General features: G+C 74.5%; 15 protein-coding genes. 3 read left to right on the top strand and 12 right to left on the bottom strand.

Annotation, left to right across the window (positions count from 1 at the left end):
• Positions 1-6: 6 nt before the first annotated feature.
• The 7 genes from ACI792_RS07095 to ACI792_RS07065 all read right to left on the bottom strand — a co-directional run bounded on the left by ACI792_RS07095 (position 7) and on the right by ACI792_RS07065 (position 8,108).
• The gene (locus ACI792_RS07095) at positions 7-813 is read right to left on the bottom strand and encodes a shikimate dehydrogenase (protein WP_456601980.1); all 807 of its coding nucleotides are present in this window, start codon (positions 811-813) and stop codon (positions 7-9) included.
• Complete coding sequence (mltG, locus tag ACI792_RS07090) at positions 806-2,404, bottom strand: endolytic transglycosylase MltG (RefSeq protein WP_456601979.1); 1,599 nt, start codon at positions 2,402-2,404, stop codon at positions 806-808. The genes ACI792_RS07095 and mltG overlap by 8 nt, the downstream gene beginning before the upstream one ends.
• A 136-nt stretch (positions 2,405-2,540) precedes the next feature.
• Complete coding sequence (gene ruvX / locus ACI792_RS07085; protein WP_456601978.1) at positions 2,541-3,215, bottom strand: Holliday junction resolvase RuvX; 675 nt, start codon at positions 3,213-3,215, stop codon at positions 2,541-2,543.
• 5 nt (positions 3,216-3,220) lie between these two features.
• Positions 3,221-5,905, bottom strand: coding sequence for an alanine--tRNA ligase (alaS, locus tag ACI792_RS07080; protein WP_456601977.1), 2,685 nt, complete (start codon positions 5,903-5,905; stop codon positions 3,221-3,223).
• 50 nt (positions 5,906-5,955) lie between these two features.
• Positions 5,956-6,246: a hypothetical protein gene (locus ACI792_RS07075; RefSeq protein ID WP_091931173.1), complete on the bottom strand. Its 291-nt coding sequence runs from the start codon at positions 6,244-6,246 to the stop codon at positions 5,956-5,958.
• Entirely contained in the window at positions 6,246-6,671 is a 426-nt protein-coding gene (locus ACI792_RS07070; RefSeq protein ID WP_456582219.1) for a DUF948 domain-containing protein, read from the bottom strand. The genes ACI792_RS07075 and ACI792_RS07070 overlap by 1 nt, the downstream gene beginning before the upstream one ends.
• 99 nt (positions 6,672-6,770) lie before the next feature.
• On the bottom strand, positions 6,771-8,108 hold the full coding sequence (locus tag ACI792_RS07065) for a replication-associated recombination protein A (protein ID WP_456582218.1): 1,338 nt from the start codon (positions 8,106-8,108) through the stop codon (positions 6,771-6,773).
• A gap of 35 nt (positions 8,109-8,143) precedes the next feature.
• On the opposite strand from ACI792_RS07065, the gene ACI792_RS07060 reads away from it, so the two are divergent.
• Complete coding sequence (locus ACI792_RS07060) at positions 8,144-9,004, top strand: aldo/keto reductase (RefSeq protein WP_456601976.1); 861 nt, start codon at positions 8,144-8,146, stop codon at positions 9,002-9,004.
• Positions 9,005-9,822: 818 nt separating this feature from the next.
• Positions 9,823-10,056 (top strand): DUF559 domain-containing protein, encoded by a 234-nt coding sequence (locus tag ACI792_RS07055; protein WP_456601975.1) that lies wholly within the window; start codon positions 9,823-9,825, stop codon positions 10,054-10,056.
• Positions 10,057-10,127: 71 nt separating this feature from the next.
• Here the strand turns inward: ACI792_RS07055 and ACI792_RS07050 are convergent, their stop codons facing one another.
• On the bottom strand, positions 10,128-11,219 hold the full coding sequence (locus ACI792_RS07050) for a pyridoxal-phosphate-dependent aminotransferase family protein (RefSeq protein WP_456601974.1): 1,092 nt from the start codon (positions 11,217-11,219) through the stop codon (positions 10,128-10,130).
• A 26-nt stretch (positions 11,220-11,245) separates the two neighbouring features.
• Between ACI792_RS07050 and ACI792_RS07045 the strand changes: the two genes are divergently transcribed.
• Positions 11,246-11,749: an ASCH domain-containing protein gene (locus ACI792_RS07045; protein ID WP_456601973.1), complete on the top strand. Its 504-nt coding sequence runs from the start codon at positions 11,246-11,248 to the stop codon at positions 11,747-11,749.
• A gap of 65 nt (positions 11,750-11,814) precedes the next feature.
• On the opposite strand, the gene aspS is transcribed toward ACI792_RS07045, so the two are convergent.
• From aspS to ACI792_RS07025, 4 genes are read right to left on the bottom strand one after another with little or no spacing between them, the layout of a single operon-like run.
• On the bottom strand, positions 11,815-13,590 hold the full coding sequence (aspS, locus tag ACI792_RS07040; protein ID WP_456601972.1) for an aspartate--tRNA ligase: 1,776 nt from the start codon (positions 13,588-13,590) through the stop codon (positions 11,815-11,817).
• A 40-nt stretch (positions 13,591-13,630) separates the two neighbouring features.
• Positions 13,631-14,614, bottom strand: a complete 984-nt coding sequence (locus ACI792_RS07035; protein WP_456582212.1) for an aldo/keto reductase — start codon at positions 14,612-14,614, stop codon at positions 13,631-13,633.
• Between the two features lie 8 nt (positions 14,615-14,622).
• Complete coding sequence (gene hisS / locus ACI792_RS07030) at positions 14,623-15,885, bottom strand: histidine--tRNA ligase (RefSeq protein ID WP_456601971.1); 1,263 nt, start codon at positions 15,883-15,885, stop codon at positions 14,623-14,625.
• Positions 15,885-16,568 carry an MBL fold metallo-hydrolase gene (locus ACI792_RS07025; RefSeq protein WP_456601970.1) on the bottom strand — a complete coding sequence of 228 codons (684 nt, stop codon included), beginning with the start codon at positions 16,566-16,568 and terminating at the stop codon, positions 15,885-15,887. The genes hisS and ACI792_RS07025 overlap by 1 nt, the downstream gene beginning before the upstream one ends.
• Positions 16,569-16,599 lie beyond the last annotated feature (31 nt).

The following is a 16,599-nucleotide window of genomic DNA, read 5'->3' as shown; positions in this document are numbered from 1 at the left end:
GTCGGGTCAGCGGGCGTCGAGCGCGGCGCGCATGGCGCCGATGGGGGCCGGCTCCCCGGTCATCAGCTCCACCTGCACGGTGGCCTGCCAGAACAGCACCTCGAGCCCGCCGATCACCGTGCCGCCTGCAGCGGAGACGGTCTCGGCCAGCGGGGTGGGCCAGGGGGCGTACAGGACGTCCAGCACCGTCTGCCCGGGGTGCCACTCGAGGGCGGCCACGGCCGGCTGCCCGCCGACCGGCACGGTGCTGACGACGACGGGGGCCGTCACCCGGGCGCCCTCCAGGGGGAGCACCTGGGCCCGCACGCCGAGGGTCTGCAGCACCCGCACCACGTCACCCGCCCGGGCCGGGTCCCGCACGACGACGTCGACCTGCTCCGCGCCCAGCGAGGCCAGGGCGACGGCGGCGGCCGCCGCGGTGCCCCCGGCGCCGAGCACCGCCGCGTGCCCCACCTCGTCCACACCGGCCACCTGCAGGGCCGTGCCCACACCGGCGACGTCGGTGTTCTCCGCCCGCCAGCCGGCGTCGGTGCGGACGAGGGTGTTCGCCGCGCCCAGCAGCCGCGGGAGCGGCTCGACCACATCGGCGACCGCGACGGCGGCCTGCTTGCACGGCATCGTCACCGAGAACCCGCGCCACTCGTCCCCGAGGCCGGCGAGCAGCACCGGCACCTCCTCGGCCCCGACGTCCAGGGCGTCGTAGGTCCAGCCGGAGAGCCCCAGCGCCGCGTAGGCGGCGCGGTGCAGCAGCGGCGAGAGCGAGTGGCTCACCGGCCGCCCGAGGACCGCTGCCCGCTGCGGCCGGTCAGCCACCGCACCCGAGGCCGGCGTCGGCGCACCGCTGGCGGGCCTGCTGGAACTCGGCGTAGTCGCTGGTGAAGAAGTGCGTCCCGTCCTGCGACTCGAGCACGTAGTACAGGAGGTCGCCGGTGCTCGGGGCCAGCGCCGCCTCCAGGCTCGCCTCGCCCGGCGAGCTGATCGGCGTGGGCGGCAGGCCCTGGCGGGTGCGGGTGTTGTACGGGCTGTCGGTCTGCAGGTCGGTCACGGTGAGCTCGTTGCCGCTCTTGTCCAGGCCGTAGGCGAGCGTCGCGTCGATGCCGAGCGCGATGCCGGCCTCCAGCCGGTTGTAGATGACCTGGGCGACGTCGGCCCGCTCCTCGTCGAGGCGCGTCTCCGACTGGATCATCGAGGCGATGGTGACCACCTCACCGGGTGTGCGCCCGAGGGCGGCGGCCCGCTCCTCCAGCCGCAGCCGTGCGGCGACCCCGTTGAACGTCTCGACCATCCGCTGCAGCATCTCCTGCGGCGTGGTGCCGGGCTCGAAGTCGTAGGTCGCCGGGAAGAGATAGCCCTCGAGCTGCCCGCCCGCGTACGGGGGCAGGGGCAGCGCCGCGGGGTCGGCCGCCGCCTGCAGCTCCGCGAGCGGGGTGCCGGTCTCCTCCGCCAGCCGGGCGAGGACCTGGTCCACGGTGAAGCCCTCGGGCACGGTCACCCGCGAGACCTGGCGGGAGGCCGGGTCGAGGAGCATCTCCAGGGCCCCCTGCCCGCTCATCTGCAGCCGGAGGCTGTAGACGCCGGGCTGGATGCCCGTGGCCGCGGGCTCGGCCTGCGCGGCGTCCACGAACGGGCCGGTGGAGGCGATGACGTCGGCGTCGGCGAGGGTGCGGGCGATGTCGGTGAGGGTGTCGCCCTCCTGCACGCGCACGTCCACGCTCCCGGTGCCCGGGCCGGGGTAGTCCCGGGCGGCCGGGTCGATCATCGAGAGCAGCTGCTGGCCGGCGAGGACGATGCCCACGACCATGCCGCCGAGGATGAGCAGCGCCAGGCCGATGGCCAGCGGGCGGCGGCGCCGCCGCCGGCGCTGGGCGTCGGTGCGCGCGTCGTAGGGGGCGATCGGGATCTCGTCGTCGTGCAGCAGGCCGCCTCCGTCGGGGTCCTCGTGGACGGCGGAGTCGTCGTGCGCGCGCACGTCGGCCGGCTCGGGAGCGGACTCGTCGCCCCGGCGGCGGCGGAGCGCGCGCCGCCGCGGCCGGTCGTCGTCGACGTTCGCGCCGATGACGTCCAGCCCGCCGGTCGGGTCGTCCGCGGCGGACCGGGCCGGCGGCTCGTCGGGGATGTCGTCGGGGCCGGCGGAGAGCCGGGGCGCGGCGACGGTCGCGTCGTCGTCCACCGCGTCCTCGCGGGGCCGCAGCCGGCCCCACGCACCGCCCGGCAGCGGCGGCAGCGGCGCCGACGGGTGCTGGGCGCCGAAGCCGTGGTCGTCCCGGTCGGCGTGCCGCGAGGTCAGCGGGTGGTCCGACCACCCGCCCGCCGCGCCGAGCGGACCGGTCTCGTCGCCGGAGCGGCCCGGCGGGAAGCCACCCGCGGCAGAGGCACCGGAGCCGGTCCGGAACGGTGCCGGCATGCCGCCGGTCCCGTCGTCGGACGCGTGCCTCCCCCGTCGAGGCTTCCCGCCGGGCGCGGTCACGAGGACGCCTCGCTGCCGCTCGTCGTCCTCGAGACCGTGGCTGCTGCGCTCATGCATGCCCTCGCAAGCTCGGTCATGAGGGCGCCCGCCGGCTGTCGAGGTACTGCTGCAGGATGACCACGGCGGCGGCCTGGTCGATCACCGCGCGCTGGCGACGGCTGTCGACGCCGCCCTCCCGGAGGTGGCTGGCTGCGGTCACGGTCGAGAGCCTCTCGTCGATCAGGTTCACGGGCACGTCCGGGATCCGGTCGGCCAGTTCCTGTGCGTAATCGGCAGCATCCTGCGCGGAGGCACCGGAGGCGCCCGACAGGTGCACCGGCTCTCCCACCACCACCTCTGACACCTCGTGCTCCACGACCAGGGCGGCCAGCCGGTCCAGGTCCGAGCCGTCCTTGGCCCGGCGGAGGGTCTCCAGCGGGCTGGCGAGGGTCCCCGTGGCGTCCGACAGGGCCAGCCCGACCCGCACGGTGCCGACGTCCACGCCGAGCACCCGGCCGCGGGCGCGCCCGGCGCCGGAGCGGCGCGGGGGGATCTGCAGGTGCTGCGGCCAGCCGCCCGAGAGGTCGATCTCGGTGGTCTCGTGCTTCACCGGGGGGAAGCCCTGGCTCAGGTCGATCTCGGTGGTCGGGTGGTACGTCGGCTGCTCCCCCGTCGTCGGGCGCGGACGCGCCGGCGGGACCGCCGGCAGCTCGCGCCGCCGGCCACCGACGGGGCCGGTGTCCTCGCGGTTGTACTCGGTGTCGGACACGTTGGTCACCTTCCCGTGGCGGTCGCGACCGCCTGCTCGCCGGCCTGCAGTGCCGCGGGGATACCCGCGGGGTCGGTTCCGCCCCCCTGGGCGACGTCGGACTTGCCGCCTCCGCGGCCACCGACGGGAGCCGAGGCCGCCTTGAGGACGTCGTCGGCCGACAGCCCCCGGGTGACCGCGGCCGGGTTCAGTGCCGCCACCAGCGCCACCTTGCCACCGGACTCCGACGCCAGCAGCACGACCGCCGCCCGATCGGCGCCCAGCCGGCCGCGGACGTCGAGCGCCAGGGTGCGCAGATCACCCCCGCCGAGGCCGGCCGGCGAGCCGGTGACGACGGCGACGCCACCGACGTCACGGGCCGACGCGGCCAGCTCACCGGCGGCCGCCAGCGCCTGCTGCGCGCGCAGGTCGGCGAGCTCCCGGTCCAGGTCGCGCATGCGGGAGACCATGCCGCTCACCCGCTCGACGAGGCCGTCCTGCGGCGACTTGAGGATCTCGGCCAGCTGGCGCACCAGGTCCCGCTCGCGCGCCAGGTAGCGGAAACCCTCCAGCCCGACGACGGCCTCGACCCGGCGCGAGCCCGAGCCGACCGAGGACTCACCGGTGAGCGCGAGCGTGCCGATCTGGGCGCTGCCGCGCACGTGGGTGCCACCGCAGAGCTCCCGGGACCACGGGCCGCCGATCTCCACGACCCGCACCTGTTCGCCGTAGGTCTCGCCGAACAGCGCCAGCGCGCCCAACGCCTGCGCCTCGGGCAGCGTCATGTACTGGGCGGTGACCTTGTGGTCGGCGCGGACGGCGGCGTTGGCGACGTCCTCGATGTCGCTGCGCTGCTGGGGGGTGAGCGCACCCTGCCAGGCGAAGTCCAGCCGCAGGTAGCCCGGCCGGTTGTAGGAGCCGGACTGCAGCGCCTGCGGGCCCAGCACCTGGCGCAGCGCGGCGTGGACCACGTGGGTGCCCGAGTGCGCCTGGCAGGCCGAGAGCCGCCACTCGCGGTCGACCTCGGCGGTCAGCTCGGCGCCGGCGCGCAGCTCCCCTTCGAGCACCCGCACCTGGTGGGCCACCAGACCCTTGACCGGTCGCTGGACGTCGATCACCTCGGCCCGGCCGCCGTCCCAGGTGAGGATGCCGGCGTCGGCCACCTGGCCGCCCGACTCGGCGTAGAACGGCGTGCGGTCCAGCACGACCCGGGTGATCTCGCCCGGCCCGGCGGGGCGCGCACCCTCGTCCTCGCCCTCGGCGACGATGCCGAGCACGCGGGAGTCGGTGCGCAACGCCTCGTAGGCCCGCCAGTCGGTCGGCCCGTGCTCGGCGAGCAGCCGGCGGTAGGCCAGGACGTCGACCGACCCGGTGCGCTTGGCGCGGGCGTCGGCCCGGGCGCGGTCGCGCTGCTCCTTCATGAGCGCGCGGAACCCCTCCTCGTCGACGGTGACGCCCTGCTCGGCGGCCATCTCGAGGGTGACGTCGATCGGGAAGCCGTAGGTGTCGTGCAGGGAGAACGCCTGCTGCCCCGACAGCGTCGGGGTGCCCGCCTTCTTCGCCTGCGTCACGGCGGTGTCGAACAGCGCCGTCCCGGAGGCGAGGGTGCGGCGGAACGCCTCCTCCTCGGCGTAGGCCACCGCCGAGATCCGCGCGAAGTCCGTCTCCAGCTCGGGGTAGCTGGCCTTCATGGCGTCCTTGGACACCGGCAGGAGCTCGGGCAGGGTCGCCTCGTCGACGCCGAGCAGCTTCATGGAGCGGACGGCGCGGCGCAGCAGCCGGCGGAGGATGTACCCGCGCCCCTCGTTGCCCGGGGTCACGCCGTCGCCGATGAGCATCAGCCCGCTGCGCACGTGGTCGGCCACGACCCGCAGCCGGACGTCGGCCTCGACGTCCTTGCCGTAGGTGACGCCCGACAGCTCGGCGGCCCGGCGCAGCACCGGCGCGACCTCGTCGATCTCGTACATGTTGTCGACGCCCTGCAGCAGGAAGGCCACCCGCTCCAGGCCCATGCCGGTGTCGATGTTCTTCTTCGGCAGCTCGCCGAGGACCGTGAACTCCTCCTTGCTGCGGACGTCGGCGAGCTCGTACTGCATGAAGACGAGGTTCCAGATCTCCAGGAACCGGTCGCCCGCGGTGTCGACCAGCGGCCCGCCGTCCGGGCCGAACTGCGGGCCGCGGTCGAAGTAGATCTCCGAGCAGGGGCCGCCCGGGCCGGCCGCCCCGGTGTGCCAGTAGTTGTCCTTCTTGCCCAGCCGCTGGATGCGCTCGACCGGCAGGCCCGCGATGCGGCGCCAGGCCTCGGCGGCCTCGTCGTCGTCGAGGTAGACCGTCACCCAGATGCGGTCGGGGTCGAAGCCGAGCCCGCCGTCCTCGAGCCGCCCGGTGATCAGCTCCCAGGCGTGCTCGATGGCTCCTTCCTTGAAGTAGTCGCCGAAGGAGAAGTTGCCGTTCATCTGGAAGAACGTGCCGTGGCGGGTGGTCTTGCCCACCTCCTCGATGTCGAGGGTGCGCACGCACTTCTGCACGCTGGTGGCCCGCGGGAAGGGGGCGGGCTCGCGGCCGGTCAGGTACGGGATGAACGGCACCATGCCGGCGACCGTGAACAGCAGCGAGGGGTCGGGCGACACCAGCGAGGCGCTGGGGACGACGGTGTGCCCGCGCTGGGCGAAGTGCTCGAGGAAGCGGCGGCGGATCTCGGCGGTCTGCATCTCAACTCAGTTCTGCGGGGCCCGCTGCGCGTGCGGAGCGGGCCGGTGGGTCAGAGGTCGGCGGCGTGCGCGCCGCCGCGGCGGGCCGGGAGCTCGACCTGGGACGGGTCCGGTAGCGGAGCGTCGAGCCCCGTGCCGGCGCGCAGCTCCTGCTCCCGCTCGCTCATGGCCTCGCGGACGTCGGCGCCGAAGTCACCGATCGCGTCGGCGAGGTCGCGCAGCCCCTCGGCGATCGAGGCCCCGATGCCGGCCGGCGTCATCTTCTCGGCGGCGGCGGAGAGCTTGCGGACGACGAGCGCCCCGATGGTGATCCCCATCGCGAGCCAGAACAGCCGGCGCATCAGGCGGCCCGCCGGGCGGCCCGGCGCGCACGGCGCGCGTCCTTGTCGCGGCGGGCGGCCTCGGCGATCGCCTGGCCCTCCCGCTTCTTCTTCGCGGCGCTGCGGACGCCGTAGCTGAACGCGGCGACCTTGATCAGCGGGCTGCCCAGGGTGGCGGCGACGACGCTGGTGAGCGCGGCGACGTTGCTGGAGACGTTGGCGGCGTTGCCGGTGATGTCGTCGACGCGCTCCAGGTTGCTGTTCACGTGCGCGACCGTGGTGCTGGCCTGGCCGAGGATCGGCGCGCTCTGCTCGCGGACCTGGCGGATGGTCAGGGTGGTCTCGTCGAGCGTGCGGCCGAGCTTCAGCAGCGGGACGGCCACGAGCACCACCAGCAGCACCAGGGCCCCGGCTGCGATCAGCCCGGCGATCTCTCCTGCGGACACGCGTGCTCCTGTTCTGAGGGGGTGGGGCGCCGGGGGCGACGTTCCGGCGTCGTCACACTAGTCGCGGGCCCGCCGAGCCGTCCGTGCCCCGCCGTGGGCTCAACGCGTGCGGCGCAGGATCGCGCGCAGCTTCGCCAGCCGCTCCCCCAGCCGGGCCTCGACGCCGCGGTTGGTCGGGCGGTAGTAGTCCCTGCCCACCAGCGCGTCGGGCGGGTACTGCTGGGCCACGATGCCGTCCGGGTGGGCGTGGGGGTAGGAGTAGGTCTTCCCGTGGCCGAGCTTCTTCGCCCCCGCGTAGTGCGCGTCCCGCAGCCCGGGGGGCACGGGCCCGGCCAGCCCCGCGCGGACGTCGGCCACCGACTCCCCGATCGCCACCGTCACCGCGTTCGACTTCGGCGCGGTGGCCAGGTGGACGACGGCCTGGGCGAGCGGGAAGTGGCCCTCCGGCATGCCGATGAACTGCACCGCCTGCATGGCGGCCACCGCCGTGGTCAGGGCGGTGGGGTCGGCCATGCCGATGTCCTCGCTGGCGCTGATCACCAGGCGCCGGGCGATGAAGCGCGGGTCCTCCCCCGCCTCGACCATCCGGGCCAGGTAGTGCACGGCCGCGTCGACGTCGCTGCCGCGGATGCTCTTGATCAGGGCGCTGGCGACGTCGTAGTGCTGGTCGCCCTGCCGGTCGTAGCGGACCGCTGCCTGAGCGACCGCCGTCTCCAGCGTGGCGAGGTCGATCTCGGTGGCGCCCACCGCCCGGGCGGCACCGGCGCCGGACTCGAGGGCGGTCAGCGCCTTGCGGCCGTCGCCGCCGGCGATGCGGACCAGGTGCTCCTCCGCCTCGGGGGTCAGCGTGACCGCGCCGTCGAGGCCCCGCTCGCTGGTGAGCGCCCGGTGCAGCAGCCGGCGGACGTCGTCGTCGGTGAGCGGCTGCAGCGCCAGCACCAGGCTGCGGGACAGCAGCGGGCTCACCACGGAGAAGAACGGGTTCTCGGTGGTCGCGGCGATCAGGCTGACGATCCGGTCCTCGACCGCCGACAGCAGGCTGTCCTGCTGGGTCTTGGAGAAGCGGTGCACCTCGTCGATGAACAGCACGGTGCGGCGGCCGGCGTAGGTGAGCTCCCGCTTGGCGCTCTGGATGACCGCCCGCACCTCCTTCACCCCGGAGTCCAGCGCCGACAGCTGGACGAACTGGCGCTTGGTGGCCAGCGAGATGACGTGCGCGAGGGTGGTCTTGCCGGTGCCGGGCGGGCCGTACAGGACCAGCGACATCGGCTCGTCGGACTCGACCAGGCGGCGCAGCGGCGCGCGGTCGCCCAGGAGGTGCTGCTGCCCGACCACCTCGTCCAGCGAGCGCGGGCGCATGCGCACCGCCAGCGGCGCGCCCGGGTCGACGACCGGCGCGCCGGCGTCGTCCGGGGACGGGTCGAACAGCGAACTCACGAGTCGGAACGCTACCCGCGGGGCACGACAGCCCCATGGAGCAGCGACGCATCGGGGACGTGACCGTGGGCGCCATCGGGCTGGGCGCGATGCCCCTGTCCACCAAGGACGGGCGCCCGTCGGAGGAGGACGCCGTCGCCGTCGTGCACGCCGCGCTCGACGCCGGCATGACGCTGATCGACACCGCCGACGCCTACGCCCGAGACGAGGCGGAGTTCGGGCACAACGAGACGCTGGTCGCGCGGGCGCTGGCCGGCTTCGGGGGCGACACCTCCTCGGTGCTCGTGGCGACCAAGGGCGGGCACACCCGCCGCGGCACCGACTGGGAGCTCGACGGGACACCGGCCTACCTGCGGCGGGCCTGCGAGGACTCGCTGCGGCGCCTCGGCGTGGACGCCATCGGGCTCTACCAGTTCCACCGGCCCGACCCGGCGACGCCCTGGGAGGAGTCGATGGGGGCGCTCCGGCAGCTGGCCGACGACGGGCTGGTGCGCATGGTGGGCATCTCCAACGCCGACATCGCGCAGATCGACGTTGCCCGGTCGATCGTCGGCGACGCGCTGGTGAGCGTGCAGAACCAGTTCTCGCCGGGCTGGCGCTTCTCCGCCGACGAGCTGGCCCACTGCGCGGGCCACGGCCTGGCCTTCCTGCCGTGGAGCCCGTTCGGCGGCGTCTCCGCCGCGGGGTCGCTGGGCTCGACCGCGCCCGCGTTCGCGGAGGTGGCCGACGAGCTGGGGGTGTCGGTGTACCAGGTCACGCTGGCCTGGCACCTCGCCCAGAGCGACGCCGTCGTCCCGATCCCGGGCGCGTCGCGGGTGCAGTCCGTAGTCGACTCGGCGGCCGCCGCCGAGGTCGCCCTCTCCCCCGAGCAGCTGGCCCGGCTCGACGCCGCCTGACCCTCGCCCTCTCCCCCTTCTCCTCGTTGATCATCGTCATCCGGTCGGCCCGACCGGCGTGTCGGCCAGCCGGATGACGAAGGTCAAGGCGCGGTGGCCGCATCCACAGCACCCGTGGCGATCCACAGATCCCTGCGACGCCTCGGCCGGCGCCACGAGGGCGACCAGCGTCGGCGGCATGTCCCTCCCCCCGACCTGGACGACGAGCGAGGCGCGGGCGGCCGGTCTCACCCGCGCTCGCCTCCGTGGCCCCTCCTTCGTGCGACTCGCACACGGTTTCACCGCCCGGCTGGACGACGCCGTCGACGAGGCCGAGCGGCTGCAGCTGCTCGCCCGCGTGCTCCCCGCGGACGCGGCCTTCAGTCACGGGACCGCCGCCGCACTCCTTGGCGCGCCCGTCGACACACCACGCCGGGCGCACATCGTCCTGACCCCGCGACGGGTCCTCCCGCAGCGAGCTGAGTTCGTGACGCACGCGCGCCGGCTGCTGGCCGAGGACGTCGTCCAGCACCTGGGTCTGCGCCTCACCTCCGGTGCGCAGACCTACCTCGACCTCGCCGAGACGCTGCGGCCGTGGGACCTGGTCGCGGTCGGTGACGCGCTCATGCGGGCCCGGCCACCTCGACCCGGTCTCCCTGGCGCGACGCCTGGCACGGGCGGCCCGGGTGCGCGGCGTCGTCCGCGCGCGGGAGTGCGCGCCTCTGCTGTCGCCGCTGGCCATGTCTCACCCGGAGAGCGTCATCCGGTACCGGCTGGCGGTGAGCCACCTCCCGACACCGGTACCACAGGCGCCGGTGCACGACCGGCGGGGTCGGGCCGTGACGCACGCCGACCTGGGCTACGAGGAGTGGAAGGTCGCGCTGGAGTACGAGGGCAGGCAGCACGCAGAGGGCGACCAGTTCGACCGCGACATCGACCGCTACTCGCTCATGGCGGCCGACGGCTGGCTCGTCCTGAGGTTCGCCCGGCGGCACCTGCGGACCCCGTCCGTGGTGCTCGACCGCACCCGTCGGGCGTTGCTCAGCCGCGGCTGGCGGGACCCTCGCGGTTGATCATCGGCAGGTGGCCGGCCGACGCGCCGCCAGGGCCAGCCAGATGGCGATGATCAACCGCAGGCGAGCCATCAGCGGCCGAGGACGTCCCGCAGCGCCGCGACCACGAGCGCGACCCGGTCGGGAGCGGCGTTGGGCCCCATGAGGCCGATCCGCCAGACGGTCGAGGCGTAGGCACCCACTCCCCCGCCGATCTCCAGGTCGTACCGCTCCAGCAGCTCCTTGCGGACGGCAGCCGGGTCGACGCCCTCGGGCACCTTCACCGTCGTCAGCTCCGGCAGCCGGTGGCCCTCGGCGGCGAAGAGCTCCAGACCCAGCTCGGCCAGCCCCTCGTGCAGCAGCCGGCCCGCCTCGGCGTGCCGCGCGTGCACGGCGTCGAGCCCCTCGTCGAGGATCCGGCCGAGCCCGGCGTGCAGCGACACGACCATGCCGGTCGGCGCGGTGTGGTGGTACGTGCGCCCGCCCGACCCGGCGGCCTCACCCGCGTAGCCACCGAGCATCCCGAGGTCGAGGTACCAGCTCTGCGGCCTCTCGACCCGCCGCTCCCAGGCCCGGTCGGAGATGGTGAACGGGGCCAGCCCCGGCGGCACGCCCAGGCACTTCTGCGAGCCTGCGTACGCCAGGTCCACACCCCACTCGTCCAGCCGCACCGGGATGCCGCCCAGCGAGGTGACGCAGTCGGCCAGCAGGAGCGCGTCACCCTTGCCGGCGGCCAGCGGCTCGAGGTCCGAGCGGACCCCGGTGGAGGTCTCGGCGTGCACGGCCGCGATGAGCTTCGGCGACGGGTGCGCCGCCAGGACGCGCTCGGCGTCGACCGGCTGCCCCCACTCGTGGTCGACCGCGACGACCTCGGCCCCGCACCGGGCGGCGACGTCGGTCATCCGCTGCCCGAACAGGCCGTTCACCGCGACGACGACGACGTCGCCCGGGCCCACGGTGTTGACGAAGGCGGCCTCCATCCCCGCCGAGCCGGTGGCCGACAGCGGGAGCGTGCGGCGGTTCGCCGTGCCGAACACCTGTCGCAGGCGGTCGGATGTCTCGTCCAGGATCTGCAGGAAGAGCGGGTCCAGGTGGCCGAGCAGCGGCTGCCCGAGGGCGACCATGGCCTCCGGGTAGGGGTTGGACGGACCGGGACCGAGCAGGGTGCGGGCACGCAGCGGCATGCCCCGGACGCTACCGAGAGGCCACGATGAGCGCCGAGTCACCGGAACCGCTCCGCCACGACGAGGCCCGCGCCATGTGGTCGGCCTACGTCGAGGGGCGGGGCGAGCCCGTCCCGCCCGGTGACCAGCCCCCGGTCGAGCGGTTCGGGGACAACCCGCCGCTGGCCGACGAGCTGATCGGCCTGGTGCTGGCCGGCACCAAGCGCGCGACGGCGGCACTGGTCGTGGACTTCCTCGACGACGACCAGCCGCTGCCGCGCATCGGCGGGCACTGGATCGCCTGCGACGGCAGCGGGGCGCCGCGCTGCGTCCTCCGGACGACGGAGCTGCGGCTGGGCCCGCTGCGCAGCGTGGACGACGCCTTCGCCCGGGACGAGGGCGAGGGCGACCGGACGCGGGACAGCTGGCTGCGCGAGCACGACCGCTACTTCCGGCGCACCCTTCCCCGGCGCGGCCGGAGCTGGTCCGACGACCTCGAGGTGGTCTTCGAGCGCTTCCGGGTCGTCTGGCCGCCCGAGGTGGCCGACTGACGGTAGGCGTCGTCGGGTTCCATCGCCCGAGGAGCCGGGACGGCCCACCGCCCCGGGCCGGTCGGCTACTTCGTGGGGTCGGACGGGCCCGGGGCGCCGGGCTCGCCGGGCAGCGGCGGCTCCTCCGGCTTCGCGTCGATCCCCGCCTCCTTGCGCTGCGCCTCGGTGATCGGTGTCGGCGCGCCGGTCAGCGGGTCGAACCCGGCGCCCGTCTTCGGGAAGGCGATGACCTCGCGGATCGAGTCCACCCCCGACAGCAGCGCCGAGAGCCGGTCCCAGCCGAGCGCGGCGCCCGCGTGCGGCGGCGGCCCGTAGGCGAACGCCTCCAGGAAGAAGCCGAACCGCTCGCGGGCCTCCTCGCGGGACATGCCGAGGGTCTCGAACACCCGCTCCTGCAGCTCGGCGTCGTGGATGCGCACCGAACCGCTCATCACCTCGTTGCCGTTGATCACCATGTCGTAGGCGTCGGACAGCGCCGCGCCCTTGTCCTCGGCGAACCGGTCGCGCCACTCGGGGGTGGGCGAGGTGAAGGGGTGGTGCATGAAGGTCCAGTCGCCGTCCTCGGTCTCCTCGAACATCGGGAAGTCGACGACGAACAGGAACGACCAGGAGCCCGGCTCGATCAGCTCCAGCCGCTTGGCGATCTCGTTCCGCGCCGCCCCGAGCAGCTCCTGCGAGGAGCGGCGGGCGCCGGCGGCGAAGAAGACGCAGTCACCCGGCTTCGCCCCGACGGCCTCGACCAGCCCCGCGCGCTCGGCGTCGGAGATGTTCTTGGCGACCGGCCCGCCCAGGGTGCCGTCCTCGGCGATCGTCACGTACGCCAGCCCGCGGGCGCCGCGCGACTTCGCCCAGTCCTGCCACGCGTCGAACGCCCGCCGCGGCTGCGAGCCGCCACCGGGCATGACGACGGCGCCGACGTAGGGCGCCTGGAAGACGCGGAACGGCGTCCCGGCGAAGTAGGAGGTCAGCTCGGTGAGCTCGATGCCGAAGCGCAGGTCGGGCTTGTCCGAGCCGAAGCGGTCCATCGCCTCGCGGTAGGTCATCCGCGGGATCTCGGGGATGTCGTAGGACGCCAGCTCCCGCCACAGCGCCCGGACGACGTCCTCCGCGATCGCCAGCACGTCGTCCCGCTCGACGAAGCTCATCTCGAAGTCCAGCTGGGTGAACTCCGGCTGCCGGTCGGCGCGGAAGTCCTCGTCCCGGAAGCAGCGGGCGATCTGGTAGTAGCGCTCCAGGCCGCCGATCATCAGCAGCTGCTTGAACAGCTGCGGCGACTGCGGGAGGGCGTACCACTTGCCCTGCTGCAGCCGCACCGGCACCAGGAAGTCGCGCGCGCCCTCGGGGGTGGAGCGGGTCAGGTTCGGCGTCTCGACCTCGGTGAACCCGTGCCCGGCCATCACCCCGCGGGCGATGCGGCTGATCTCCGAGCGCAGCCGCATCGCCCTGGCCGGGCCCTGGCGGCGCAGGTCGAGGTAGCGGTACCGGTACCGGACGTCGTCCGACGCCGCCTGGTCGGTCTCGATCGGGAACGGCAGCGGCGCAGCGGTCGACAGCACCCGCAGCTCGGAGGTCGCCACCTCGACCTCACCGGTGGGCAGCTCGGGGTTCTCGTTGCCCTCCGGGCGGCGCCGCACCTCGCCGGTGACGAGCACGCAGTACTCGTTGCGCAGGTGGTGGGCCTCCTCCTCGCGGACGACGACCTGCACGTACCCGGAGGCGTCGCGCAGGTCGAGGAAGACCACCCCGCCGTGGTCGCGGCGGCGGGCGACCCAGCCGGCGAGGGTGACGGTGGTGCCGGCGTCGGACGCGCGCAGCGTTCCGGCGTCGTGGGTGCGGAGCACGGAGGATTCCTTCGGGTGGGTGGAGGGAGCGGTGGAGCGGTTACCAGCGGTCGTGCACGTGGGCGCGGATGCGCTCGTCGTACAGCCGCTCGAGGTCGGCGAGCTGCGCGTCGGAGAGCGGCGCCATGGTGGCGGCCGCGACGTTGCCCCGCACCTGGGTGACGTTGCGCGCCCCCGGGATCACGGTGGTGACGCCGGGCTGGTCGATGACCCAGCGCAGCGCGAAGGCGGCGGTGGGCACGGCGTCGCCGGCGATCTGGGCGACCTCGCGGGCCGCCGCGACGCCGACGTCGAACGGCACGCCGGCGAAGGTCTCCCCGACGTCGAAGGCCTCGCCGTTGCGGTTGAAGTTCCGGTGGTCGTCGGCGGGGAACGTCGTCGACTCGTCGTACTTGCCGGTGAGCAGCCCGCTGGCCAGCGGCACGCGGGCGAGGACGCCCACCCCGGCGGCGGCAGCGGCGGGCAGCAGCTCCTCCAGCGGCTTGCGCCGGAAGATGTTGAGGATGACCTGGATGGTGGCGACGCCCTCGTGCTGCAGCGCGGTGAGCCCCTCCTGCACCGTCTCCACCGAGACGCCGTAGGCCGCGATCGAGCCGTCGGCGACGAGTGCGTCGAGCGTGTCGTACACGCGCTGGTCGGAGTAGACGGCGGTCGGCGGGCAGTGCAGCTGCACCAGGTCGAGGGTGTCGACCCCGAGGTTGCGGCGCGAGCGGTCGACCCAGGCGCGCAGGTTCTCCGGTGTGTACTGCGCCGCCTCGAACGGGTCGGCGCGGCGGCCGGCCTTGGTGGCCACGAACGGCCGGTCGGCCCGGGGGGCGAGCGCCTTGCGGATCCGCTCCTCGGAGCGGCCGTCGCCGTAGACGTCGGCGGTGTCGAGCAGGGTCACCCCCGCGTCGAGCGCGGCGTCCAGGACGTCGGTGGCGGTGTCCTCGTCGACGTCACCCCAGTCGCCGCCGAGCTGCCAGGTGCCCAACCCGATCACGCCGACCTCGGCGCCGGTCTTCCCGAGCGGTCGCTGCTCCATCGAAGTACTCACTCCCCCACACTCGCACGCACCGTCTCGAACAGCTCGGCCACGGGGACGGGCCGCTGCTCGCCGGTGCGCATGTCCTTCAGCTGGCCGACGCCCTCGGCCAGGTCCCGCTCCCCCACGACGACGACGTGCGTCGCGCCGGAGCGGTCGGCGGCCTTCATGGCGCCCTTGAGCCCGCGGTCGCCGTACACGGTGTCCGCCGCGACCCCCGCCTGGCGCAGCTGCCCGACCAGCCGGACCGCCACCCGCTTCGCCTCGGCCCCGAGCGGGACGACGAAGGCCTGCACGCCGGCCGTCGCGCCGATGTCCAGCCCCTCGGCCTGCACCGCCAGCAGCGTCCGGTCCACCCCGACGGCGTAGCCGATGCCGGAGACGTCCGGCCCGCCCAGCGCCGCCGACAGCCCGTCGTAGCGCCCGCCCCCGCCGATGGCCGACTGCGCGCCGAGCCCGGAGTGCACGAACTCGAACGTCGTCTTCGTGTAGTAGTCCAGCCCGCGCACCAGCCGCGGCGCCTCCGTCCAGCTCACGCCGAGGTCGGTGAGGTGCTGGCGGACGGCGTCGTAGTGGGCCTTCGTGGAGTCCGAGAGGTGGTCGACCATCAGCGGGGCGTCGCCGAGCTGCGCCTGCACCTCGGGACGCTTGTCGTCGAGCACCCGCAGCGGGTTGATCGCCGCCCGGCGCCGCGTCTCCGCGTCGAGGTCCAGCTTCTCCAGGAAGGCGACCAGCAGCTCGCGGTACTGCGGGCGGCAGGTCGCGTCGCCCAGCGAGGTCAGCAGCAGCTCGAAGTCGGTGAGCCCCAGGTCGCGGAAGCCCTGCACGCCCAGCGCCACCACCTCGGCGTCCAGCGCCGGGTCGTCGACGCCGAGGGCCTCCATGTCGACCTGGGTGAAGTGCCGGTAACGACCGGCCTGCGGGCGCTCGTAGCGGAACGCGGTGCCGACGGTCCAGAGCTTCGCCGGCAGCGCACCGCCGTGCAGCCGGTGCTCGATGAACGCGCGCATCAGCCCGGCGGTGAGCTCGGGGCGCAGCGTCAGCGAGCGGCCGCCGCGGTCGGTGAAGGTGTACATCTCCTTCGTGACGACGTCGGTCGACTCGCCCACGCCCCGGGAGAAGACCTCGGTGTGCTCGAACACCGGCGTCTCGACGTACCCGTAGCCCGCCCGCCGGAGCGGGGCCGTCAGCGTGTCGCGGACGGCGAGGAAGCGCGCGGAGTCCGGCGGCAGCGTGTCGAAGGCGCCCTTCGGGGCGGTGAGGCCGGTCATCAGAGCCCTCGTCCCCTCGGCGCCTGTGCGGCCTCGGCCAGGTAGGGGTTGGTCGCCCGCTCGCGGCCGATCGTCGTCGCCGGGCCGTGGCCGGGCAGGACGACGGTCTCGTCGTCCAGCGGCAGCACGACGTCGCGGAGCGAGCGCAGCATGTCCTCCCACGACCCGCCGGGCAGGTCCACCCGCCCCACCGACCCGGCGAAGAGCACGTCGCCGGCCAGCAGCCCCGGCGCCTCGCCGAGGTCGACGGAGAACATGACCGAGCCCTGGGTGTGCCCCGGCGCGTGCCGCACGGTCAGGTCGACGCCGGCCAGCGAGAGGACGGCGCCGTCGTCGAGCGCCCGCACCTCGGAGGGGTCGGGCAGCCGGACGCCGGTGATCAGCGGCGCCAGCGCAGGGCCGTGCCAGCGGGCGGGGTCGCTGAGCATCCCGAAGTCGTCCGGGTGGAGGTAGGCGGGGATGTCGTAGCCGTCGCAGACCGGCAGCACCGAGAAGGTGTGGTCCAGGTGGCCGTGGGTCAGCACGACGGCCACGGGCTTGAGCCCGTCCTCGGCCAGCATCCGGGCCAGCGGCTCGACGGCGTCCATGCCCGGGTCGACGACGACGCACTCCTGCCGCGGCCCGGAGGCGACGGCGTAGCAGTTGGTGCCGAAGGCGCCGGCGGGGAACGAGCGGATGAGCACCCGTGCAGGTTACGCGGGGGCCCCCGCCGCA

The organism is Blastococcus sp. SYSU DS0669, from assembly GCF_054050895.1.
The sequence above is the reverse complement of the archived record's forward strand: the minus strand, read 5'-3'. Positions and strand labels throughout refer to the sequence as shown.

Bases quoted from the DNA above. Each gene is read 5' to 3' on its own strand.
- mltG (WP_456601979.1), bottom strand. From the start codon at position 2,404: ATGCCGGCACCGTTCCGGACCGGCTCCGGTGCCTCTGCCGCGGGTGGC.
- alaS (WP_456601977.1), bottom strand. From the start codon at position 5,905: ATGCAGACCGCCGAGATCCGCCGCCGCTTCCTCGAGCACTTCGCCCAG.
- ACI792_RS07075 (WP_091931173.1), bottom strand. From the start codon at position 6,246: ATGCGCCGGCTGTTCTGGCTCGCGATGGGGATCACCATCGGGGCGCTC.
- ACI792_RS07060 (WP_456601976.1), top strand. From the start codon at position 8,144: ATGGAGCAGCGACGCATCGGGGACGTGACCGTGGGCGCCATCGGGCTG.
- ACI792_RS07050 (WP_456601974.1), bottom strand. From the start codon at position 11,219: ATGCCGCTGCGTGCCCGCACCCTGCTCGGTCCCGGTCCGTCCAACCCC.
- ACI792_RS07045 (WP_456601973.1), top strand. From the start codon at position 11,246: ATGAGCGCCGAGTCACCGGAACCGCTCCGCCACGACGAGGCCCGCGCC.
- ACI792_RS07035 (WP_456582212.1), bottom strand. From the start codon at position 14,614: ATGGAGCAGCGACCGCTCGGGAAGACCGGCGCCGAGGTCGGCGTGATC.
- hisS (WP_456601971.1), bottom strand. From the start codon at position 15,885: ATGACCGGCCTCACCGCCCCGAAGGGCGCCTTCGACACGCTGCCGCCG.